This is a genomic window from Streptomyces sp. Ag109_O5-10 (genome assembly GCF_900105755.1).
In the GTDB taxonomy this organism is placed as follows: domain Bacteria; phylum Actinomycetota; class Actinomycetes; order Streptomycetales; family Streptomycetaceae; genus Streptomyces.
Genome location: NZ_FNTQ01000001.1, coordinates 2,525,912 through 2,544,986 on the forward strand (window position 1 = coordinate 2,525,912; position 19,075 = coordinate 2,544,986).

Annotated in this window: 16 protein-coding genes; 5 read left to right on the forward strand and 11 right to left on the reverse strand. The window is 72.8% G+C overall.

The features are described from left to right. Positions 1 to 497: 497 nt before the first annotated feature. The gene (locus BLW82_RS11545) at positions 498 to 2,057 is read right to left on the reverse strand and encodes a diaminobutyrate--2-oxoglutarate transaminase family protein (RefSeq protein WP_093498703.1); all 1,560 of its coding nucleotides are present in this window, start codon (positions 2,055 to 2,057) and stop codon (positions 498 to 500) included. 489 nt (positions 2,058 to 2,546) lie between these two features. Here BLW82_RS11545 and BLW82_RS11555 point away from each other — a divergent pair, with 489 nt between their 5' ends. Further along, positions 2,547 to 3,770, forward strand: coding sequence for a trypsin-like serine peptidase (locus BLW82_RS11555; RefSeq protein ID WP_177232918.1), 1,224 nt, complete (start codon positions 2,547 to 2,549; stop codon positions 3,768 to 3,770). A gap of 146 nt (positions 3,771 to 3,916) precedes the next feature. Here the strand turns inward: BLW82_RS11555 and hflX are convergent, their stop codons facing one another. The 6 genes from hflX to miaA form a co-directional block, all read right to left on the reverse strand. Continuing rightward, positions 3,917 to 5,410 (reverse strand): GTPase HflX, encoded by a 1,494-nt coding sequence (gene hflX / locus BLW82_RS11560; RefSeq protein ID WP_093498704.1) that lies wholly within the window; start codon positions 5,408 to 5,410, stop codon positions 3,917 to 3,919. A gap of 230 nt (positions 5,411 to 5,640) precedes the next feature. Continuing rightward, entirely contained in the window at positions 5,641 to 7,146 is a 1,506-nt protein-coding gene (locus tag BLW82_RS11565) for a M1 family metallopeptidase (protein ID WP_093498705.1), read from the reverse strand. Positions 7,147 to 7,215: 69 nt separating this feature from the next. After that, positions 7,216 to 9,363: a RelA/SpoT family protein gene (locus BLW82_RS11570; RefSeq protein ID WP_093498706.1), complete on the reverse strand. Its 2,148-nt coding sequence runs from the start codon at positions 9,361 to 9,363 to the stop codon at positions 7,216 to 7,218. A 295-nt stretch (positions 9,364 to 9,658) separates the two neighbouring features. Further along, positions 9,659 to 10,522 carry a diaminopimelate epimerase gene (gene dapF, locus BLW82_RS11575; protein WP_093498707.1) on the reverse strand — a complete coding sequence of 288 codons (864 nt, stop codon included), beginning with the start codon at positions 10,520 to 10,522 and terminating at the stop codon, positions 9,659 to 9,661. Between the two features lie 134 nt (positions 10,523 to 10,656). Beyond that, positions 10,657 to 11,172, reverse strand: a complete 516-nt coding sequence (locus tag BLW82_RS11580; RefSeq protein WP_093498708.1) for a hypothetical protein — start codon at positions 11,170 to 11,172, stop codon at positions 10,657 to 10,659. A 107-nt stretch (positions 11,173 to 11,279) separates the two neighbouring features. Then, positions 11,280 to 12,218: a tRNA (adenosine(37)-N6)-dimethylallyltransferase MiaA gene (miaA, locus tag BLW82_RS11585; protein WP_093498709.1), complete on the reverse strand. Its 939-nt coding sequence runs from the start codon at positions 12,216 to 12,218 to the stop codon at positions 11,280 to 11,282. A 182-nt stretch (positions 12,219 to 12,400) separates the two neighbouring features. On the opposite strand from miaA, the gene BLW82_RS11590 reads away from it, so the two are divergent. Continuing rightward, positions 12,401 to 12,709 (forward strand): hypothetical protein, encoded by a 309-nt coding sequence (locus BLW82_RS11590; protein ID WP_093498710.1) that lies wholly within the window; start codon positions 12,401 to 12,403, stop codon positions 12,707 to 12,709. Positions 12,710 to 12,743: 34 nt separating this feature from the next. Further along, positions 12,744 to 13,031 carry an antitoxin gene (locus BLW82_RS11595; RefSeq protein ID WP_093498711.1) on the forward strand — a complete coding sequence of 96 codons (288 nt, stop codon included), beginning with the start codon at positions 12,744 to 12,746 and terminating at the stop codon, positions 13,029 to 13,031. Between the two features lie 185 nt (positions 13,032 to 13,216). Here the strand turns inward: BLW82_RS11595 and BLW82_RS11600 are convergent, their stop codons facing one another. The 4 genes from BLW82_RS11600 to BLW82_RS11615 all read right to left on the reverse strand — a co-directional run bounded on the left by BLW82_RS11600 (position 13,217) and on the right by BLW82_RS11615 (position 16,858). Further along, positions 13,217 to 13,930 (reverse strand): class III extradiol dioxygenase subunit B-like domain-containing protein, encoded by a 714-nt coding sequence (locus tag BLW82_RS11600; RefSeq protein WP_093498712.1) that lies wholly within the window; start codon positions 13,928 to 13,930, stop codon positions 13,217 to 13,219. Positions 13,931 to 13,940: 10 nt separating this feature from the next. After that, complete coding sequence (locus BLW82_RS11605; protein ID WP_093498713.1) at positions 13,941 to 14,231, reverse strand: hypothetical protein; 291 nt, start codon at positions 14,229 to 14,231, stop codon at positions 13,941 to 13,943. Positions 14,232 to 14,274: 43 nt separating this feature from the next. Beyond that, positions 14,275 to 15,801, reverse strand: coding sequence for a tRNA (N6-isopentenyl adenosine(37)-C2)-methylthiotransferase MiaB (gene miaB, locus BLW82_RS11610; protein WP_093498714.1), 1,527 nt, complete (start codon positions 15,799 to 15,801; stop codon positions 14,275 to 14,277). Positions 15,802 to 15,862: 61 nt separating this feature from the next. Next, positions 15,863 to 16,858, reverse strand: coding sequence for a serine hydrolase domain-containing protein (locus BLW82_RS11615; protein WP_093498715.1), 996 nt, complete (start codon positions 16,856 to 16,858; stop codon positions 15,863 to 15,865). A gap of 267 nt (positions 16,859 to 17,125) precedes the next feature. On the opposite strand from BLW82_RS11615, the gene BLW82_RS11620 reads away from it, so the two are divergent. Both BLW82_RS11620 and BLW82_RS11625 read left to right on the forward strand, forming a co-directional pair. Next, positions 17,126 to 17,794: a response regulator gene (locus tag BLW82_RS11620; RefSeq protein ID WP_093498716.1), complete on the forward strand. Its 669-nt coding sequence runs from the start codon at positions 17,126 to 17,128 to the stop codon at positions 17,792 to 17,794. After that, positions 17,791 to 18,903: a sensor histidine kinase gene (locus BLW82_RS11625; RefSeq protein ID WP_093498717.1), complete on the forward strand. Its 1,113-nt coding sequence runs from the start codon at positions 17,791 to 17,793 to the stop codon at positions 18,901 to 18,903. Before BLW82_RS11620 ends, BLW82_RS11625 begins: the two co-directional genes overlap by 4 nt. Positions 18,904 to 19,075: the final 172 nt, after the last annotated feature.

The following is a 19,075-nucleotide window of genomic DNA, read 5'->3' on the forward strand; positions in this document are numbered from 1 at the left end:
TTCGTGAGGTGGTCGGTTCGCTCCGGCGCGGTCGGCCGGAAGGTTCCTCCGGGGTGTGCCGACCGGTCGGGCTGCTGTCGGCGGGGCGGCGGCGGGCAGGTCCGGTGCGGATGCTCCGGGCGTTCCGGATCATCCCCGGGGCCCGGACGCTCCGCAGGGCCCGGACGCTCCGAGCCGTACGGCGGGTCCGAGCCGTACGGCGGGTCCGAGCCGTACGGCGGGTCCGGGCCATCCGGCGGGTCCGGGCCACCCGGCGAGTCCGAGTCGTCCGGACGGTCCCAGCGATCCGGACGGCCACGGTGGTCCTGGCCGCTCCGGCGGCACGGGCGATCCCGGCGACGGACTCCCTCCGGACGGTTCGGTCGGCGGGTCCGTGTCGGGTGCACCGGCCGGCCCGGGCCCTCTTGGTGCACCGGCCGGCCCGGGCCCTCTTGGTGCACCGGCCGGCCTGGGCCGTCTTGGTGCGCCGGTCAGCCTGGGCCTTCCCAGTGCGCCGGTCAGTCGTCCGGCGCACTGCGGCCCTCGGGACGTCGGCGCCTGGGAACGTGGCCGTGGGCGGCCGGGTCGCGGGCCACGGCTGTCACCGCGTCGGCGAGGCGGTCCAGCACGGCGTCCGCCTGCTCGTCGGTGATGGTCAGTGGCGGCAGCAGCCGTACGACACCGGCGTGGCGGCCCCCGAGTTCGACGATCAGGCCGCGTTCCAGGCAGGCGCGCTGCACGGCCGAGGCCAGTTCGGGAGCGGCTGGGCGCGGCCCGGGCCGGGCCGCGCCGTCCCATCCGGTCTCCGCACCGGTCACCGCACCGCTCTCCAAGCTGTTCTCCACGCCGCTCCGCGCCGCCGCGACCGCATCGCGGCCCCCGTGCGCTCCCGTCTCCCCCGCGTGGGCCCCCGTCTTCCCCGTGGGCTCCTCGCCCTCCGGGTCCACCAGCTCCACCCCGATCATCAGCCCCCGCCCCCGCACGTCTCCCACGCACGCGAAGTCGTCCTGGAGCCGTCGCAGTCGGGCGAGCATCCGGGCGCCGAGCAGGCCTGCTCGTTCGGCGAGGGCGTTCTCGCGGACGTGGGCGAGGGTGGCGGTGCCGGCGGCCATGGCGAGTTGGTTGCCGCGGAAGGTGCCGGCGTGGGCGCCGGGCTCCCAGACGTCGAGGTCGTCGCGGTAGACGACGACGGCGAGGGGGAGGCTGCCGCCGATGGCCTTGGACAGGACCATCACGTCGGGGGTGACGCCGCTGTGCTCGACGGCCCAGAAGGCACCGGTCCTGCCCACCCCGGTCTGGATCTCGTCGGCGATCAGCGGGACGGAGCGGTCGGCGGTGAGCCGGCGCATCCGGCGGAGCCAGTCGTCCGGCGCCGGGATCACCCCGCCCTCGCCCTGCACGGGTTCGAGGATCATCCCGGCGGGGAGGGGGACCCCGGACTTGGGGTCGTCGAGGACGGTCTCGGTCCAGCGGGCGCCGAGTTCGGCGCCGCGGCGGCCGCCGACGCCGAACGGGCAGCGGTAGTCCTGGGGGTAGGGCAGCCGGGCCACGCGGACGTCGCCGGCTCCACCGGAGGCGGCCAGGGCGCCGGTGGTCATCCCGTGGTAGGCGCCGGCGAAGGCGAGGATGCCGGTGCGGCCGGTCGCGGCCCGGACGAGTTTGAAGGCCGCCTCGACGGCGTCGGTACCGGCGGGCCCGCAGAACTGGACGCGGGCGCGGTCGGCGAGGCCGGGCGGCAGGGTTCGGAACAGCTCGGTGGTGAAGGCGTCCTTGACGGGGGTCGCGAGGTCGAGGACGGAGAGCGGGGCACCGGAGTCGAGGACCTTGCGGATCGCTTCCAGCACCACGGGGTGGTTGTGGCCGAGGGCGAGGGTGCCGGCGCCGGAGAGGCAGTCCAGGTAGCGGCGCCCGTCGGCGCCCTCGATGGTGAGGCCGCGAGCCCGCACCGGCACGATGGGCAGGGCGCGCGCGTAGGTACGTGCCCGCGACTCACGCGCCGACTGGCGCCTCAGGATCCCCTCCTGCGCCGCGCGCGCTCCCCCGAACGTCTCCCCGGTCACCGGCTCCGTCACGGCCACGGCTCGCTGTCCTCCCCGCTGTCCAGAGGCGACTTGATCGGCGGGCACCGGGCACAGGCAGCCGGACCCCCACCGCTACCAACCCTCAACCGGCCGCCGGGTTACGGGTCGTCTCAAGATCCTTGCCACGACCTTGCCTCGCCCTTGCAGTGACCTTGCGATGGACACTCCGGCCGGCCTTCGGCCCCTGTCCCCCGTCCTCTGGCCCCTGGCCCCTGGCCCCGACCCCCGGCCCCCGGCCCCCGGCCCCCGGCCCCCGGCCCCCGGCCCCCGGACAGGAACGCTCCCTCCGGCCCCGATGCGCACCCGGACCACTCCTGCCGCACGCACGACACAGGTCGCCCGCGCCGCGTCGCTCCCACCCGAGAACCGGGGTTGCCTCGCCGGTGGGGCTCGTAGCAGAACCGTTGCCCGGCCATCGGAAGCGCCGCACAGCGAGCGCATAGTGTGTGGCGCTGAAGTTCCTTACCAACAGGGGGAGTCACCACCATGCGATCCATCCGGACGTGGTTGGCCCGTCGAGGTGGAGGGGGCGCGCCCCGGGCGCTGGCGGCCGTCGCCCTCGCCTCGGCGCTGGCGCTGACCGCCACCGCCTGCAGCGGCTCCGGCGACGACAACGCCGGTGGCCCGGCGTCCGCGTCCGCCACGGCCGACACCGGTGACGGCAAGATCAAGATCCCGGACGACATCAGGGACAAGCTCAAAGAGCACGGGATCGACATCGACAAGTGGAAGCACGGGGCCTGGAAGAACTGGGACAGGGACGACTGGCTGCGCGAGGCCAACGACTTCGTCAACCCCATCATCAAGGGCCTGTGGGACCCGGACCGGATGCGGGACGCCAATGACCCCGCCAAGGACAGGGGAGTCGACGCCAACGACCTCTCGGGTGACCAGGGGGTGACCGACCCCACGCCGGAGCCGGTCCAGGCGCAGGCGGTGCGACCGGCCTACCACGCGAGCGCGGCCACCGCCGGGAAGGTCTTCTTCGACTCCCCCGAGGGCACCATGGTCTGTTCGGCGACGGTCGTCGAGGACTCGGCGCATCCGGGCAAGTCCAACCTGGTGTGGACGGCGGGGCACTGTGTGCACGCCGGCAAGAACGGCGGCTGGTACCGCAACATCGCGTTCGTGCCGTCGTACAACGACAAGGGGCTGACCGGGTCGGCGCTGGCGGCGGCGACCCGTTCGGAGGTCGCCCCGTACGGGGTCTGGTGGGGCGACGGGGCGCAGACCTCGCAGCAGTGGATCGACCAGGGCGGCGAGACGGGCGGCGACGGGGCGTCGTACGACTACGCGGTGATCCATGTGACACCGGAGCAGGGGAACGGCGGCAAGTCCCTTGAGGAGACGGTCGGTTCCGCGTTGCCGGTGAACTTCGACGCGCCGGCGGTGCCGAAGGTGTCGAGCATCACCGCCGTGGGGTATCCGGCGGCGAAGCCGTACGACGGGTCGCTGCTGTACCGGTGCGCCGACAAGCCCGGGCGGCTGTCGGTGGACGCGTCGGCGCCGACGATGTACCGGATCGGGTGCACGATGACCGGCGGGGCGTCGGGTGGCGGCTGGGTGGAGACGGGCACCGACGGCAAGCCGGCGCTGGTGTCCAACACGTCGATCGGGCCGGTGAGTTCCGGGTGGCTGGCGGGGCCACGGTTCGGTGAGGTGGCCAAGGGGGTTTATGAGGGGGTCAGCAAGGAGTTTGCCGACCGGTGAGTGATGCCCGCCCTCTCGTCGCGGGGGTGTCTCTCAGTGGGCGGCTGACGGCCGTCTTGGGTTGCTCACGCAGTTCCCCGCGCCTCTGAAGGAGCGCCGAAAGGCCCGCCCCCCGGAAAGGGAGCGGGCCTTTCGCCTACGAACCGTCAGGCAGCCGGAGCCGGGACGTACGGTGCCAGGTCCGCCGCCAGCTCCTCGTGGACACGGACCTTGAGGAGGGTGCCCTCGGCGGTGTGCTCCTCCGAGAGGACCTCGCCCTCGTCGTGGGCGCGGGCCACCAGCTTGCCGTGGGTGTAGGGGACCAGGGCCTCGATCTCGACCGCCGGGCGGGGCAGCTCGTTGTCGATGAGGGCGAGGAGTTCCTGGATGCCCTGGCCCGTGCGGGCCGAGACCGCGAGGGAGCGCTTCTCGTTGCGCAGCAGGCGCTGGAGGACCAGCGGGTCGGCCGCGTCGGCCTTGTTGATCACGACGATCTCGGGTACGTCGGTGGCGCCGACGTCCCTGATCACCTCGCGCACGGCGGCCAGCTGCTCCTCCGGTACCGGGTGCGCGCCGTCGACCACGTGCAGGATCAGGTCGGCGTCGCCGACCTCCTCCATGGTGGAGCGGAACGCCTCGACCAAGTGGTGGGGCAGATGGCGGACGAAGCCGACGGTGTCCGCCAGGGTGTAGAGGCGGCCGCTCGGCGTCTCCGCGCGGCGGACGGTCGGGTCCAGGGTCGCGAACAGGGCGTTCTCGACCAGGACGCCGGCGCCCGTGAGGCGGTTGAGCAGGGAGGACTTGCCCGCGTTGGTGTAGCCCGCGATGGCGACGGACGGCACCTTGTTGCGACGGCGCTCCTGGCGCTTGATCTCGCGGCCGGTCTTCATCTCCGCGATCTCCCGGCGCATCTTCGCCATCTTCTCGCGGATCCGCCGCCGGTCCGTCTCGATCTTGGTCTCACCGGGACCACGGGTGGCGAGACCGCCCCCCTTGCCGCCGCCCATCTGGCGGGACAGCGACTGACCCCAGCCGCGCAGCCTCGGCAGCATGTACTGCATCTGCGCGAGCGAGACCTGCGCCTTGCCCTCGCGGGACTTGGCGTGCTGGGCGAAGATGTCCAGGATCAGGGCGGTCCGGTCGATGACCTTGACCTTGACCACGTCCTCCAGCTGGATCAGCTGGCCGGGGCTGAGCTCACCGTCGCAGATGACGGTGTCGGCGCCGGTCTCGACGACGATGTCGCGCAGCTCCAGGGCCTTGCCCGAGCCGATGTAGGTGGCCGCGTCGGGCTTGTCACGGCGCTGGATGACGCCGTCGAGGACGAGTGCGCCCGCGGTCTCGGCGAGGGCGGCCAGCTCCGCGAGGGAGTTGTCCGCGTCCTGCACGGTGCCCGAGGTCCACACCCCGACCAGCACGACCCGCTCCAGGCGGAGCTGTCGGTACTCGACCTCGGTGACGTCCTCGAGCTCGGTGGAGAGGCCCACGACGCGGCGCAGGGCCGCGCGCTCGGAGCGGTCGAACTGGTCGCCGTCCCGCTCTCCGTCGATCTCGTGGCTCCAGGCGACGTCCTCTTCCATCAGGGCATCGGCCCGAAGACCGTCGGGGTAGTCCTGCGCGAGGCGCCTGGTGTCCTGGGAAGGGGAAGAAGAGGAGGTCATTGGGTCCTTACGTCGATGGGAATGCCGAAGCCGGCCGTTGGTTACACAACGTACGAGTACCCCGGGAGATTCCCCGCGACCCGTACCGTGCCGGCGATGGTCGACCTGAGCCGGCCCGGTCACCCCGGGCCGACCTGCGGCCGGGGGTGCCGACCGGTGCCGCCGACCCCACGATGGTCGCACGGTACGCCCCGTCCTGGCACCGTGTTATTCCGGGGGCCGCGCCGCCGTCACTTCTTGGTCCGCTTCTTCGAGGCCGGGACCTGCTTCCAGTCCGGGTGGCCGGGCATCGGCGGGGTCTTCGCGCCGTACAGCCAGGCGTCGAAGAAGCCTGTGAGGTCGCGGTTGGCAACCGCGGAGGCCAGGTGGACGAAGTCGGCGGTCGTCGCCGTGGCGTCCCTGTGCCGCTGGACCCAGATCCGCTCCAGGCGCTCGAAGGCGGGCTTGCCGATCTCCTGGCGCAGGGCGTAGAGGGCGAGGGCGGCGCCGTCGTAGATGTTGGGGCGGAAGATGCTGATCTTCTGGCCGGGGTCGGGGGCCTTGGGCAGGGCGGGCGGCCCGCCGGCGGCGCGCCAGCGGTCGGAGGCGCCGTAGGCGGCCTTCATGCGGTTGATCATGGGCTGCTTGCCCTTCTCCTCCGCGTACAGCTCCTCGTACCAGGTGGCGTGGCCCTCGTTCAGCCAGACGTCGGACCAGACGCGTGGGCTGACGCTGTCGCCGAACCACTGGTGGGACAGCTCGTGCACCATGACCGACTCGATGTACCACTTGGGGTACGCGGGCTCGGTGAACAGGTTCTTCTCGAAGAGGGAGAGGGTCTGGGTCTCCAGCTCGAAGCCGGTGGACGCCTGCGCCATGAGCACGCCGTACGTCTCGAACGGGTACGTGCCGACCTTGCTCTCCAGCCAGGCGATCTGGTCCGGGGTCTTGGCCAGCCAGGGTTCGAGCTTCTTGGCGTCGGCGCTCGGGACGACGTCCCGCACGGGCAGTCCGTGCGGTCCGGCGCGGTGCAGCACGGCGGAGCGGCCGATGGAGACCTGAGCCAGCTCGGTGGCCATGGGGTGCAGGGTGCGGTAGGTCCAGGTGGTCCGGCCGTCGGTGCGGACGGCGCCGGTGGGCAGGCCGTTGGCGACGACGGTGTAGCCGTTCGGGGCGGTCACGTGGAAGGTGAACATCGCCTTGTCGGACGGGTGGTCGTTGCACGGGAAGACCAGGTGGGCGGCGTCGGCCTGGTTGGCCATGGCGAGCCCGTCGGTGGTGCGCACCCAGCCGCCGTCCTGGCCCTTGGCGGAGACCGGGTCGCTGGTGTGCTTCACCGTGATCCGCGTCCAGTCGCCCCGGCGCAGCGGCTCGTCCGGCGTGACGACCAGGTCCTCACCGGCACCGGCGAAGGCGGCCGGCCGACCGTCGACCTCGACGGACTCGACCTTGCCGTGCGCGAAGTCGAGGTTGAGGCGGTCCAGGTCGGTGGTGGCGCGGGCGTCGATGGTGGTCACGGCCTGCAGCGGCTTGTCGTTGCTGCCCGGATAGGTGAAGGAGAGGTCGTACGACGCCACGTCGTACCCCGGGTTGCCGAGGTACGGGAAGAGCCGGTCGCCGACGCCGAGCGGGGCCGGCGGGGCGCTCGCGCCGAGGAGGGCGACGGAGACGGCGGAGGCGAGGAGGGCGGCGGCCCGCCGGTGCCGGAGCGGTCGGGTGGCACGCCGTGACGGGCGGGTGCGGAGGGTGAGCGGCATGAACCACCGCTACCAGCACACCCCGCACTCACGGCGCCGACGCGCGTCCGATCCACTCGAACGAGTAGGTCACTGGTGTTGCGCTCGGCCGACGTCGTACACGCCGGGCACGTTGCGCATCGCGCGCATCAGGGCGGGCAGGTGGGCCGCGTCGGGGAGCTCCACGGTGTACGTGTGCCGGACACGCTGCTGGCTGGGTGGTTCCACGGTCGCCGAGACGATCTCGGCACCCTCCTGGGCCATCGCCTCGGTGAGGTCGGCGAGCAGATGGGGCCGGCCGAACGATTCGGCGACCAGGGTGACCCGGCAGCCGCTGCTGTCGCCCCAGCTCACGGCCGTCTCGGGGCGCCCGGTGCTCTTCATGTGCGCCACCGAGGCGCACTCCACGCGGTGCACGGTGACCACTCCCCCGCGCACGGCGAAACCGGTGACCTCGTCGGGCGGTACCGGGGTGCAGCAGCCGGCGAGCCGTACGGTCGCGTCCGGGCGGTCGGTGACCACGGCGCTGGCGGTGCGGGGGGCGGTGCCGGAGGCGGGGAAGTCGGGTACGGGGCGGCTGGGGGCGGGGTCGGGCGGTTCCTCGGTGCTGTCCGGGTGGGCGGCGAGCCAGCGCTGGATGGCGATCCGGGCCGCCGCGGTGTGGGCGTGCTCCAGCCACTCCCGGGAGGGCTCGGAGGCCGGGTCCTGGCCCATCAGGAGCTGGACGGTGTCGCCGTCCGTGAGGACGGTGCTGAGGGTCGCGAGGCGGCCGTTGACGCGGGCGCCGATGCAGGCGTGGGCGTCCTCGCCGTACTGGGCGTAGGCGGCGTCGACGCAGGTGGCGCCCTCGGGGAGGCCGAGGGTGCCGCCGTCGGGGCGGAAGACGGTGATCTCGCGGTCCTGGGCGAGGTCCTCGCGCAGGGTGGACCAGAAGGTGTCGGTGTCCGGGGCGGCCTTCTGCCAGTCGAGGAGGCGGGAGAGCCAGCCGGGCCGGGTGGGGTCGGCGCGCTCGCCGTCGGCCGGGGCGGCCGCGCCGGCGGTCTCGGTGGCGGTCCCGGGTGCGGGGGTGTCGGCGGCCGGGGCGTACGGGTTGCCGAGGGCGACGACGCCGGCCTCGGCGACCTTGTGCATCTGGTGGGTGCGGATGAGGACTTCGGCGACCTGTCCGTCGGCGCGGGCGACCGCCGTGTGGAGCGACTGGTACAGGTTGAACTTCGGTACCGCGATGAAGTCCTTGAACTCCGAGACCACCGGGGTCATACAGGTGTGCAGTTCGCCGAGGACGGCGTAACAGTCCGCGTCCTCGTTGACCAGTACCAGGAGCCGGCCGAAGTCGGCGCCGCGCAGCTCGCCGCGTTTGCGGCTGACCCGGTGGACGGAGACGAAGTGCCGGGGCCGGATGAGGACTTCGGCGGGGATGTCGGCCTCGCGCAGGACCCCGCGCATCTCCTCGGCGATACCCGCGAGGGGGTCGTCGGCACGGGCCGCGTTCTCGGCGATGAGCTCCCGCGTGTGCTCGTACTCCTCGGGGTGCAGGATGGCGAAGACCAGGTCCTCCAGCTCGGTCTTGAGCGCCTGCACGCCGAGCCGTTCGGCGAGCGGGATGAGGACGTCACGGGTGACCTTGGCGATGCGCTCCTGTTTCTCGCGGCGCATCACGCCCAGGGTGCGCATGTTGTGCAGACGGTCGGCGAGCTTGATCGACATCACCCGGACGTCGCTGCCGGTGGCGACGAGCATCTTCCGGAAGGTCTCGGGCTCGGCGGCGGCCCCGTAGTCGACCTTCTCGAGTTTCGTCACCCCGTCGACCAGGTAACGGACCTCCTCGCCGAACTGTTCCCGCACCTGGTCGAGCGTCACGTCGGTGTCCTCGACGGTGTCGTGGAGCAGAGAGGCCGTCAGGGTCGTTGTCTCGGCGCCGAGTTCGGCCAGGATGAGGGTGACCGCGAGGGGGTGGGTGATGTACGGCTCGCCGCTCTTGCGCATCTGGCCGCGGTGCGAGGACTCGGCCAGGACGTAGGCGCGGCGCAGGGGTTCGAGGTCGGCGTCGGGGTAGTGGGCGCGGTGCGCCTCGGCGACGTGGCCGATGGCGTCGGGGAGTCTGCCGCGGGCGGCGTTGCCGAGCAGCGCGGCCCGGCCAAGTCGGCGCAGGTCGATCCGGGGGCGGGCCTTCCTGCGGACCGCCGCCGCGGGCGCTCCGGGACCGGGCGTCGCAGGGTTCGTGGCCTCCGCACTCATGGGCACCTCCGGCTCGTGGACCGGTGGACGGGGCCCCAGGGCATACGAGGCTCAGGGATTGGCGACGTTCCCCCGTCCGTGCCGGTGCTTGATGCTATCGAGCCCATCGCGCCCGATTGACCGGCTCCCGCCCAGCGTGAAACGGATCACCCAATCGAGCGACGATTTCGAGGTTTACGATTTTGCGCCACCTGTTCGGGGGGTGGCCGACGTTTCTCGCCAGGGGCGGCAACGCGGGCCGTGGATCCAGGTGTTGGAGGACGGCCCTGACCTCGGTTCCCGACCTGCGGCCGACTCAGCGGACGGCGTTTTCCAGCCACTCGGTGTCGATCTCGCCCGTGGCGACAATCACTGCGGGGCCGGTCATCTCGATCTCGCCGTCGGGCCGCTCGGTGATGACGAGCCGTCCGCCGGGCACGTCCACGGTGTACGTGGCCGGGGTGCCGGTGACCGAGGGGTCGGCGCCGTCGCGGCGGGCCGCGGCCACGGCGACGGCGCAGGCGCCGGTGCCGCAGGAGCGGGTCTCACCGGAGCCGCGCTCGTGCACGCGCATCGCGACGTGGCGGGGGCCGCGGTCGGCGACGAACTCGACGTTGACCCCTTCGGGGTAGGCCGACGGGGGGCTGAAGGGGGGCGGGGTGTGGAGGTCGCCGGCGTCGGCGAGGTCCTCGACGAAGGCGACGGCGTGCGGGTTGCCCATGTTCACGTTCCGCGCCGGCCAGGTGCGGTCGCCGACGCTCACGGCCACGTCCCCCTCGGGGAGGCGGGCGCTGCCCATGCCGACGGTGACGTCTCCGTCCTTCGCGATGTGCACGGTCTTGACGCCGCCGCGGGTGGCGACGGTGAGGTCGCCCTCCGTGACGTGGCCGGCGTGCTGGAGGTAGCGGGCGAAGACGCGGACGCCGTTGCCGCACATCTCGGCGACCGAGCCGTCGCCGTTGCGGTAGTCCATGAACCACTCGGCGTCGGCGGCCATCCCCTTGGCCTCGGGGTGCGCGGCGGACCGTACGACGTGCAGCACGCCGTCGGCACCGATGCCGGCGCGGCGGTCGCAGAGGGCGGCTACGGCGGCCGGGGTGAGGTCCAGGGCGTTGTCGGGGTCCGGGACGATCACGAAGTCGTTCTCGGTGCCGTGGCCCTTGAGGAAGGGGATGCTCATTCTTCGAGGGTAAGGGAGGGGGGAGGGGTGGTCCGGCGGTGGTTCGGGTGCGGGCTCGGTGGGGGCTGGTCGCGCAGTTCCCCGCGCCCCTTACGGGGCGCTTCCAGCGAGGTGTACGTCAGCGCAGGCTTACGTCAGCGCAGGCGTGCCACGCGCCATACCGCCAGGACGACCACGATCGCCACCAGGACCACGTATCCGATCACCACGCGCCAGTCGGGCCTGCGGCCCGAGCCCCGTGCCGGGAGGCCGGGCCACGTGTAACCGACCTTCCGCGCGGCCATCATTCCCCAGCCGGCCGCGCAGGAGCAGATCAGCAGGCCCAGCATGGCGATCACCGCGCCGCTGTCGCCGAAGTCGAAGGCCAGCGGGAAGGCGAACATCAGGGAGCCGACCGCGGCCAGGCCGACGATGGGGGCGAGCTGCCACAGGCGCAGGCGGCGCTGCGGGCGGAGCTCGACCTCGACCTCGGGACCGCTCGCGAACATCTCCTCCGGCTCGGGGCCGTCGGCGGTGACGCCGCCGCCCACCGTGTCGTCCGGACCGTCCGGCGAGAGTCGCCCCTCACCCTCGTCGTCGGCACCCGGTTCCAGGGCCTCGACGGCGACGTGCTCGGTGTCGTGTGCGGTGTCGCGAGGGCCGGCCTCCATCGCCACGCGCCCTCCCAACCTAGGACTCCACTTGCGATCGAAGCTCGATGATGGCACGGCGCCGGAGGCCTCGATGACCGGTGGCGCATCCCGATGCCATGACGTGATCAGGCTGTGACCGGTCGTTCGACCAACGCCAGGGCCTGCCGCGGAAGTTCTTCACGGTCCGCCGCGGCCCCACTCAACCAGTGCACCCGGGGGTCGCGCCTGAACCATGAATCCTGGCGGCGCGCGAAGCGCTTGGTGGCACGGACGGTCTCCGCCCGGGCTTCCGCTTCGGTGCGCTCGCCGGCGAGCGCCGCCAGGACCTGCTGGTAGCCGAGGGCGCGCGAGGCCGTGCGTCCCTCGCGCAGCCCGTGCGCCTCCAGTGCGCGCACCTCGGCCACGAGTCCGGCCTCCCACATCCGGTCGACGCGCAGCGCGATGCGCTCGTCGAGTTCGGGGCGGGCCACGTCGACGCCGATCTGGACGGTGTCGTAGACCGAGTCGTGGCCGGGCAGGTTGGCGGTGAAGGGACGCCCGGTGATCTCGATCACCTCCAGTGCGCGGACGATACGGCGGCCGTTGCTGGGCAGGATCGCGCGGCCCGCCTCCGGGTCGGCGGCGGACAGCCGGGCGTGCAGGGCGCCGGAACCGCGCAGGGCGAGTTCGTCCTCCAGGCGGGCCCTGACCTCGGGGTCGGTGCCGGGGAACTCCAGGTTGTCGATGGCGCCGCGGACGTACAGCCCGCTGCCGCCGACCAGGATCGGCCAGCGGCCCTCGGCTAGCAGGGCATCGATGCGGGCGCGGGCGAGCCGCTGGTACTCGGCGACGGAGGCGGTGACGGTCACGTCCCAGATGTCGAGCAGGTGGTGCGGGACGCCGGCGCGCTCCCCGGGCGTCAGCTTGGCGGTGCCGATGTCCATCCCCCGGTACAGCTGCATGGAGTCGGCGTTGACGACCTCGCCGCCGAGACGCTGGGCCAGGAAGACGCCGAGGTCGGATTTTCCGGCCGCGGTGGGGCCGACGACGGCGATGACACGGGGGGCGAGGGGTGCGCTGCTCACCGCACCAGTCTCGCAAACCTCGCAGGCGGCTCTCGAACGAGTTACGTGACGGAGCGTGTCCGGCTTCGTTGCCCGTTGGGAGGTCCCGCCACCGCCGCCGAGAGGCCGCGACCGGTCCGGCGCAATCGGACGCACCGGGGTCACGCGGGATTTCGCTCGCACGAGTAACGTATGGAGTTGGTATGGGCGTTTTTGCACGGTTCTTTGGGAAGAAGCAGAAGGCGTCGGAAGAGCCGAGGACCCCGGAAGAGCCGGAGGTCAAGGCGTCGGCAGCTGCCGAGCCCGAGGGGCCCGCACCGGAGAACGCCGCGCAGGAGGCGGCCGAGGCCGAGGCCGCGCCGAAGGGTTCCGGCGAGGACGACGGCCGGGACGCGGACGCGCGGACGGAGCCGGACTGCGCCGGGGCCGCCGCCGACAACACCGAGATCCCCAAGCAGCAGTCCGCCAAGGAGGCCGCCGACAACGAGGCCGGCGAGGACGCCCGGACATAACGGTCCGCGAGGGGAAGCCATAGGGAAGGTAACCATGGGTCTTTTGGACAATTTGAAGGCCAAGCTCGCCCCGGCCAAGGACAAGGCCTCTCACTTCGCGCAGCAGCACGAGGACAAGGTCGACAAGCTCCAGCACGGCATCGACAAGGCCGCGCGGGTCGTCGACGAGAAGACCAAGGGCAAGTACAGCGACAAGATCCAGACGGGTACGGGCAGGGCCAAGGGCGCCATGGACCGGTTCGTGCACCCGGACGCCATGGGCGGTACGACGCCCGGCCCCACCGCCCCGACCCGGCCGGAGGGGCCGCCGTCGGCTTCCTGAGCCGGGCGGGTCCCGGAGCAGATCGGCGGACGGCCGAGAGTCACCCGACTCCCGGCCGTCCGCCGTTCCGGCGGGCGTTCACCCGTTCCGGCGGGCGTTCACCCGTTCCGGCGGGCCTTCATCCGTTCCGGCAGGCCTTCACCCGTTCCGGCAGGCCTTCACCCGTTCCAGGGCCTTGATCCCGTTCAGGACCAGGTCGCCACCAGGTAGCAGACGCCGTACGGCGCGTCGTCGTAGAGGAGCGCTCCGGCGAGGTCCGCGTCCTCGGCCGCGCCGGCCAGGACCTGCCAGGGGGCGCGGCCAGCGGCCTTGAGCTGGTACGCCAGGTCGGCGTCGAGGGCCTTGATCGCCTCGATGTCGGCCGCGCCGAGCGCCCGGGCGGCCTCGGCGTCGAAGGGGGCCGCCCGTTCGTCGAGGTAGCCCGGCGCCTTGAGGGTGCGGCAGGCGCTGGCGTCGCCCATGACCAGCATCGCCACGCGTGCGGCCCGGCCGGCGATCTCCCGGCCGGCCTGGACACACCGCTCGGCCTCCAGCGGTTCGCCGACGCCGAGCCCCTCGATGGGGGCGTCGGCCCAGCCGGTGCGCTCCAGCAGCCAGGCGCCGACGGCGAGCGAGGGCGGCAGCTCGCGCCCGCCGACCGCCTCCGGACCGCCGCCCAGCCGTACGTCGACCTCGGCCCCGAAGCCCCGGAACGTGCCCCTGCTGCCCTGCGGGAACGCACCCCGCCCCGACCGTTCGGCGGGGCCCACCACCACCAGCAGGTCGGGCCGGGCGGCGGCGAGCACCCCGAGCGCGTCTGCGCAGGCGGCACGCGCGGCGTCCAGCTCGGGCGCGGCTCCCGCGGCGACCTCGGGGACGAGGACGGGCGGACAGGGGCAGACTGCTGCTGCGACAAGCATGATCGGCAGCCTACTGCTGGTAAACGGGCGCGGGACCGCTGCTCCACGCCAGTTCCGCCAGCCGGTAGAACACCCGCCACGTGGACATCAAGCCGTTGATGTGGACGTAGTACGCGTCCCCGTCCCCCATCCGGAACACCTCACGGCGCTGCTGGCGCAGGCCACGGCGTGGCATGTGGGTGCAGGCGACCTCGTAGAGGGTGGCCCGGGCCTGCTCCGGGGTGCTCTCGAAGCGGGTGACCTCCTCGACCCGGTGCTGCTCCCCGGTCCCGAACTGCACGACCACCACCCAGCGCGCCATGCTCCGCCCCCGCTCCTGATCGCCCCGAGGAGTATGGCGCGTCTCAGTGCGCCGCGCAGCCTCCGGTCGCCACCGGCAGCGGCTCCGGCACGCCGATCTTCGGCAGCCCCAGCAGCACGCCCGCCGGCTTGGCGGCCTCGGCCGCGTTCCGCTTCTCCCAGGCGTCGCCGGCGCGGGTGCGCCGGACGCCGAGCACCGGGCCCTCGGCGAGGAGGTGGTGCGGGGCGGCGTAGGTGATCTCGACCGTGACGACGTCGCCGGGGCGGACGTCCTGGTCGGGCTTGGTGAAGTGGACCAGGCGGTTGTCGGGGGCGCGGCCGGAGAGGCGGTGGGTGGCGCCGTCCTTGCGGCCCTCGCCCTCGGCGACCATCAGGTCGAGCGTCCGGCCGACCTGCTTCTTGTTCTCGTCCCAGGAGATCTCCTCCTGGAGGGCGACGAGACGCTCGTAGCGCGCCTGGACGACCTCCTTGGGGACCTGGTTCTCCATGGTCGCGGCGGGGGTGCCGGGCCGCTTGGAGTACTGGAAGGTGAAGGCCTGCGTGAAGCGGGCCTCGCGCACGGCGTGCATCGTCTGCTCGAAGTCCTCCTCGGTCTCGCCGGGGAAGCCCACGATGATGTCGGTGGTGATGGCGGCGTGCGGGATGGCGGCCCGCACCTTCTCGATGATCCCGAGGTAGCGCTCCTGCCGGTACGAGCGGCGCATCGCCTTCAGGACGGTGTCCGAGCCGGACTGCATCGGCATGTGCAGCTGCGGCATCACGTTCGGGGTCTCGGCCATGGCCGCGATCACGTCGTCGGTGAAGTCACGCGGGTGCGGGGAGGTGAACCGGACCCGCTCCAGGCCCTCGATGGTCCCGCAGGCCCGCAGCAGCTTGCTGAAGGCCTCGCGGTCGCCGATGTCGGAGCCGTAGGCGTTGACGTTCTGGCCGAGCAGCGTGATCTCGGAGACGCCCTCGGCGACCAGGGCCTCGATCTCGGCGAGGATGTCCCCGGTGCGGCGGTCCTTCTCCTTGCCGCGCAGGGCCGGGACGATGCAGAAGGTGCAGGTGTTGTTGCAGCCGACGGAGATCGACACCCACGCCGCGTAGGCGCTCTCCCGGCGGGTCGGCAGGGTGGAGGGGAACGCCTCCAGCGACTCCGCGATCTCCACCTGGGCCTCTTCCTGGACCCGAGCGCGCTCCAGCAGGACCGGCAGCTTGCCGATGTTGTGCGTACCGAAGACGACGTCGACCCAGGGCGCCTTCTTCACGATGGTGTCGCGGTCCTTCTGCGCCAGGCACCCGCCGACCGCGATCTGCATGCCGGGACGGGACGCCTTCCTCGGCGCGAGCCGCCCGAGGTTGCCGTAGAGCCGGTTGTCGGCGTTCTCCCGGACCGCGCAGGTGTTGAACACGACCACGTCGGCGTCCCCGTCGGCCCCCTCGGGGGCGCGCACGTACCCGGCGTCCTCCAGCAGCCCGGACAATCGCTCGGAGTCGTGGACGTTCATCTGGCACCCGTAAGTGCGCACTTCGTATGTCCTGGGTGCCTGAACGTCCACTACCGGGCTCCGGTCGCTGCTGATGGTCATGGGTCAAGGGTAGGCGGTCCCCGGAGACCGCTGCCCCGGCCCTTGCGGCGGGGCCGCGCCGTCAGGCGAAGGCGAGGATGGGGAAGGTGTCGCGGATGCGGGCGAGGGGGGCGGGGTCCCTCGTGTAGTAGAGCTCGTTGGTCAGCAGGACTGCCCAGCGGCCCTGCTGTGGAGAGAGCCACGCGCCTGCTCCCGGGGAGCCGTGGGGCATCCAGATGTCGTCGGTTCCCGGTGCCGGGCGCCAGAACAGGCCGCCGGGGGGTGTGAGGCCGCCGGTGTGGATGCGCAGCGACTCCTGGACCCAGGCGGGGCCGAAGCCGGATTGTCCGCCGTGGCGTCCCGGCTGGAGCAGGTGGCGGAGGAAGGCCGCGAGGTCGGGGAGGACGGAGAACACGCCGCCCTGTGGGTGTGCCGGTGAGCCGTGGGCGGTGCCGCGCAGGCGGGAGCCGGTGGCGTCGAGTTCGGTCGGCGCGCAGCGGGCGGCCGCCTCGGCGGGCAGGGGGCCGTAGCAGGTGCGTGTCATGCCGAGGGGCTGCCACACGCGGGTGGCCGCGAGGGCGTCGAGGGGCCGGCCGGAGAGTTCCTCGGCGAGGCGGCCGAGGACGAGGGCGGCGCGGTCGGTGTACTCCACGGCCTCCCCGGGCGGACGGCGTACCGCGTCGTGGAGGACGCCGTCTCCGGTGTCCGGGTGCCGGTCGGCGCCGAGGGGAACGCCGGCGGTGTGGGTGAGCAGGTGGCGGACGGTCACCCGGGCCAGGGGGCGGCCGCGCACCGCGGACCAGAGGTCGCCCAGTTCCGCGTCGAGCCGCAGCGTGCCGTCCTCGACGAGGGTTCCGACGGCCGGCCACACCGCGAGGATCTGCGTGAGGGCGCCGACGTCGAAGACGGTGTCGTGCCGCATCGGTTCGTCGGGCCGGTCGGGATCGAGGACACCGGGGGTACCGATGGCCATGTTCGAGTGGTCGCCGACGGCCCAGACGGCGCCGGGGTAGACCTTGTCGCGGACGCCTACGTCGACGAGCTCGCGGATGCGGTCGATGTCTAGGTCGAGGGCCATGGTCTCCCGATCTGTCCTGGGCCGTGTGGTCTCCCCGTCGCTCAGCGTAGTAAGGCGCGTGCGCAGGTCCCGGCTGCGCCACGGGCGGGCCGGGGACGCGGTGCGCGGAGCCGGTGCGCCGAGCCGGTGGGCTCACCGCCGTGGCGGCGGGCGTCCCGCCGACCGGCTGAGGTCGCGCGGCCAACCGGCGGGTTCTCCGTGCCGGCCACCGGAAGGTAGGCGGCGGCGGGGTACGCATCGACCGGGCATGCGACGAGCGGAGCGCACGTGATCCGGGTACTGGTGGTCGACGACGAAGCCCTGATCCGCACGGGTTTCACGCACATTCTCGATACGGCGGACGACATCGAGGTCGTCGCGGCGGTGGCGGGCGGGCAGGCCCTGCACACGGTGCGGGAGCTGCGGCCCGACGTCGTCCTGCTCGACATCCGGATGCCGGACGTGGACGGGCTCACGATCCTGGCCGAGCTCCGCCGCATGCCCGAGGCTCCGGTGGTCGCCATGCTCACCACGTTCGACACCGACGAATACGTGGCGACCGCGCTGCGCTCGGGCGCCGCCGGGTTCCTGCTCAAGGACACCGATCCCGAGCAGCTGCCTCATCTGGTGCGCACCCTGGCCGAGGGCGGGACCGTGTTGTCGTCCAAGGTCACCCGCCTGGTGGTGGGCGGCTACCTGGACAACAGCGTGCGTGAGCCCGCCGCGGTCCGGCTCACCGCCCGGCTCACCGAGCGGGAACGCGCCGTGCTCGTCCTCATGGCCGAAGGGCTCGCCAACAACGAGATCGGCGAGCGGCTGCACCTGAGCACCGGCACCATCAAGGGCCATGTCACCAACGTGCTCGGCAAACTGCGGGTGGGCAGCCGTGTCCAGGCGGCCCTCATCGCGGAACGCGCGGGCCTGCTCGCCCCCTCGCAGGACGAGGGCGCCCGGTGAGCTCCCGGCCGCCGTCGAGCGTGCTCCTCGACATCGGCTTCGTCGGGATCGCACTGGCGGACTCCTGGGCACACCTCGGGGTCGAGGACCAGCCGGCGGCCTTCTGCGCGCTGCTCGGCGCCGTCGCCCTGATGCTGCGGCACCGGCTGCCCCTGACGACCTTCGTCCTCACGCTCCCCACGGCCCTGGTCACCGACGCGGTGGTAGCCCCCATGGCCGCGCTGTACACGCTCTCCTCCCTCAACCGGCACCGGTCCCTGCTGGGCGGCTGCGCGCTGGCCTACGCGATCATCGACTTCCTGCCCTGGCCGTGGTCGTCCCTGGACGCCACCGAGCTGTCCCAGACGAACAGCCTGTTCCACCTCAGCTACACGCTGGCCACCGCCGCCGCCCCGGTCTTCCTCGGCCAGCTGGTCCAGGCCCGGCGCGAACTGTCGCTGCGGCTCGCGGACATCTCCGAGGCCCGTGAGCAGGAGCGGCTGCTGACCGCCCAGAGCGTGCTGGCGAAGGAGCGCGCCCAGCTCGCCCGGGAGATGCACGACGTGGTCTCCCACCAGGTCAGTCTCATCGCCGTACAGGCCGGAGCGCTCCAGGTGAGCGGCCGGGACACCGAGACGCGACAGGCGGCGGCCACGATCCGCCGCCTGAGCGTGCAGACCCTGGAGGAACTGCGGCACATGGTCGGAGTGCTGCGGGCCTCCGGCAGCAGGCCGACGGAGCTCACCCCGCAGCCTTCGCTCGCCGACCTGGACCATCTGGTCGAGGCCAGCGGCATCGAGGCGAAGCTGGAGACCGACCTGCCGGAGGAGCTTCCGCCCACGGTGCAGCGCGCCGTCTACCGCACCGTCCAGGAGGCGCTGACCAACGTCCGCAAGCACGCCCCCGGCGCCGCGGCGACCGTCCGCGTGAGCCACCGGGACGGAGTCCTGTGCGCCACCGTCGCCAACACCGCCCCGACCGGGCCCGCCGTCGCCCTGCCGAGCGCCCAGAACGGCCTGGTCGGCCTGGCCCAGCGCGCGGAGCTGCTCGGCGGCACGGTCACGTCCGGCCCCACGGCCCAGGGGGGCTACGAGCTCCGCCTCGAACTGCCCGTCGAGCGGAACCGGTGACCGGTGGCCGGTGGCCCGTGGCCGGTGGCCGTTGAGCGGTGGCCGTTGCCCGTGCCGGTTCGGCCGGGCTGGGGGCCGGCCGGCCAGGGTGGCCGGTGGCCCGTGGCCCGTGGCCGGTGGCCGTTGAGCGGTGGCCGTTGCCCGTGCCGGTTCGGCCGGGCTGGGGGCCGGC

Coding starts and splice junctions, on each gene's coding strand:
- BLW82_RS11615 (WP_093498715.1), bottom strand. CDS start 16,858: ATGGCCCTCGACCTAGACATCGACCGCATCCGCGAGCTCGTCGACGTA.
- BLW82_RS11595 (WP_093498711.1), top strand. CDS start 12,744: ATGGGTCTTTTGGACAATTTGAAGGCCAAGCTCGCCCCGGCCAAGGAC.
- dapF (WP_093498707.1), bottom strand. CDS start 10,522: ATGAGCATCCCCTTCCTCAAGGGCCACGGCACCGAGAACGACTTCGTG.
- miaB (WP_093498714.1), bottom strand. CDS start 15,801: ATGACCATCAGCAGCGACCGGAGCCCGGTAGTGGACGTTCAGGCACCC.
- hflX (WP_093498704.1), bottom strand. CDS start 5,410: ATGACCTCCTCTTCTTCCCCTTCCCAGGACACCAGGCGCCTCGCGCAG.
- BLW82_RS11600 (WP_093498712.1), bottom strand. CDS start 13,930: ATGCTTGTCGCAGCAGCAGTCTGCCCCTGTCCGCCCGTCCTCGTCCCC.
- BLW82_RS11590 (WP_093498710.1), top strand. CDS start 12,401: ATGGGCGTTTTTGCACGGTTCTTTGGGAAGAAGCAGAAGGCGTCGGAA.
- BLW82_RS11580 (WP_093498708.1), bottom strand. CDS start 11,172: ATGGAGGCCGGCCCTCGCGACACCGCACACGACACCGAGCACGTCGCC.
- BLW82_RS11555 (WP_177232918.1), top strand. CDS start 2,547: ATGCGATCCATCCGGACGTGGTTGGCCCGTCGAGGTGGAGGGGGCGCG.
- BLW82_RS11570 (WP_093498706.1), bottom strand. CDS start 9,363: ATGAGTGCGGAGGCCACGAACCCTGCGACGCCCGGTCCCGGAGCGCCC.
- BLW82_RS11565 (WP_093498705.1), bottom strand. CDS start 7,146: ATGCCGCTCACCCTCCGCACCCGCCCGTCACGGCGTGCCACCCGACCG.
- BLW82_RS11605 (WP_093498713.1), bottom strand. CDS start 14,231: ATGGCGCGCTGGGTGGTGGTCGTGCAGTTCGGGACCGGGGAGCAGCAC.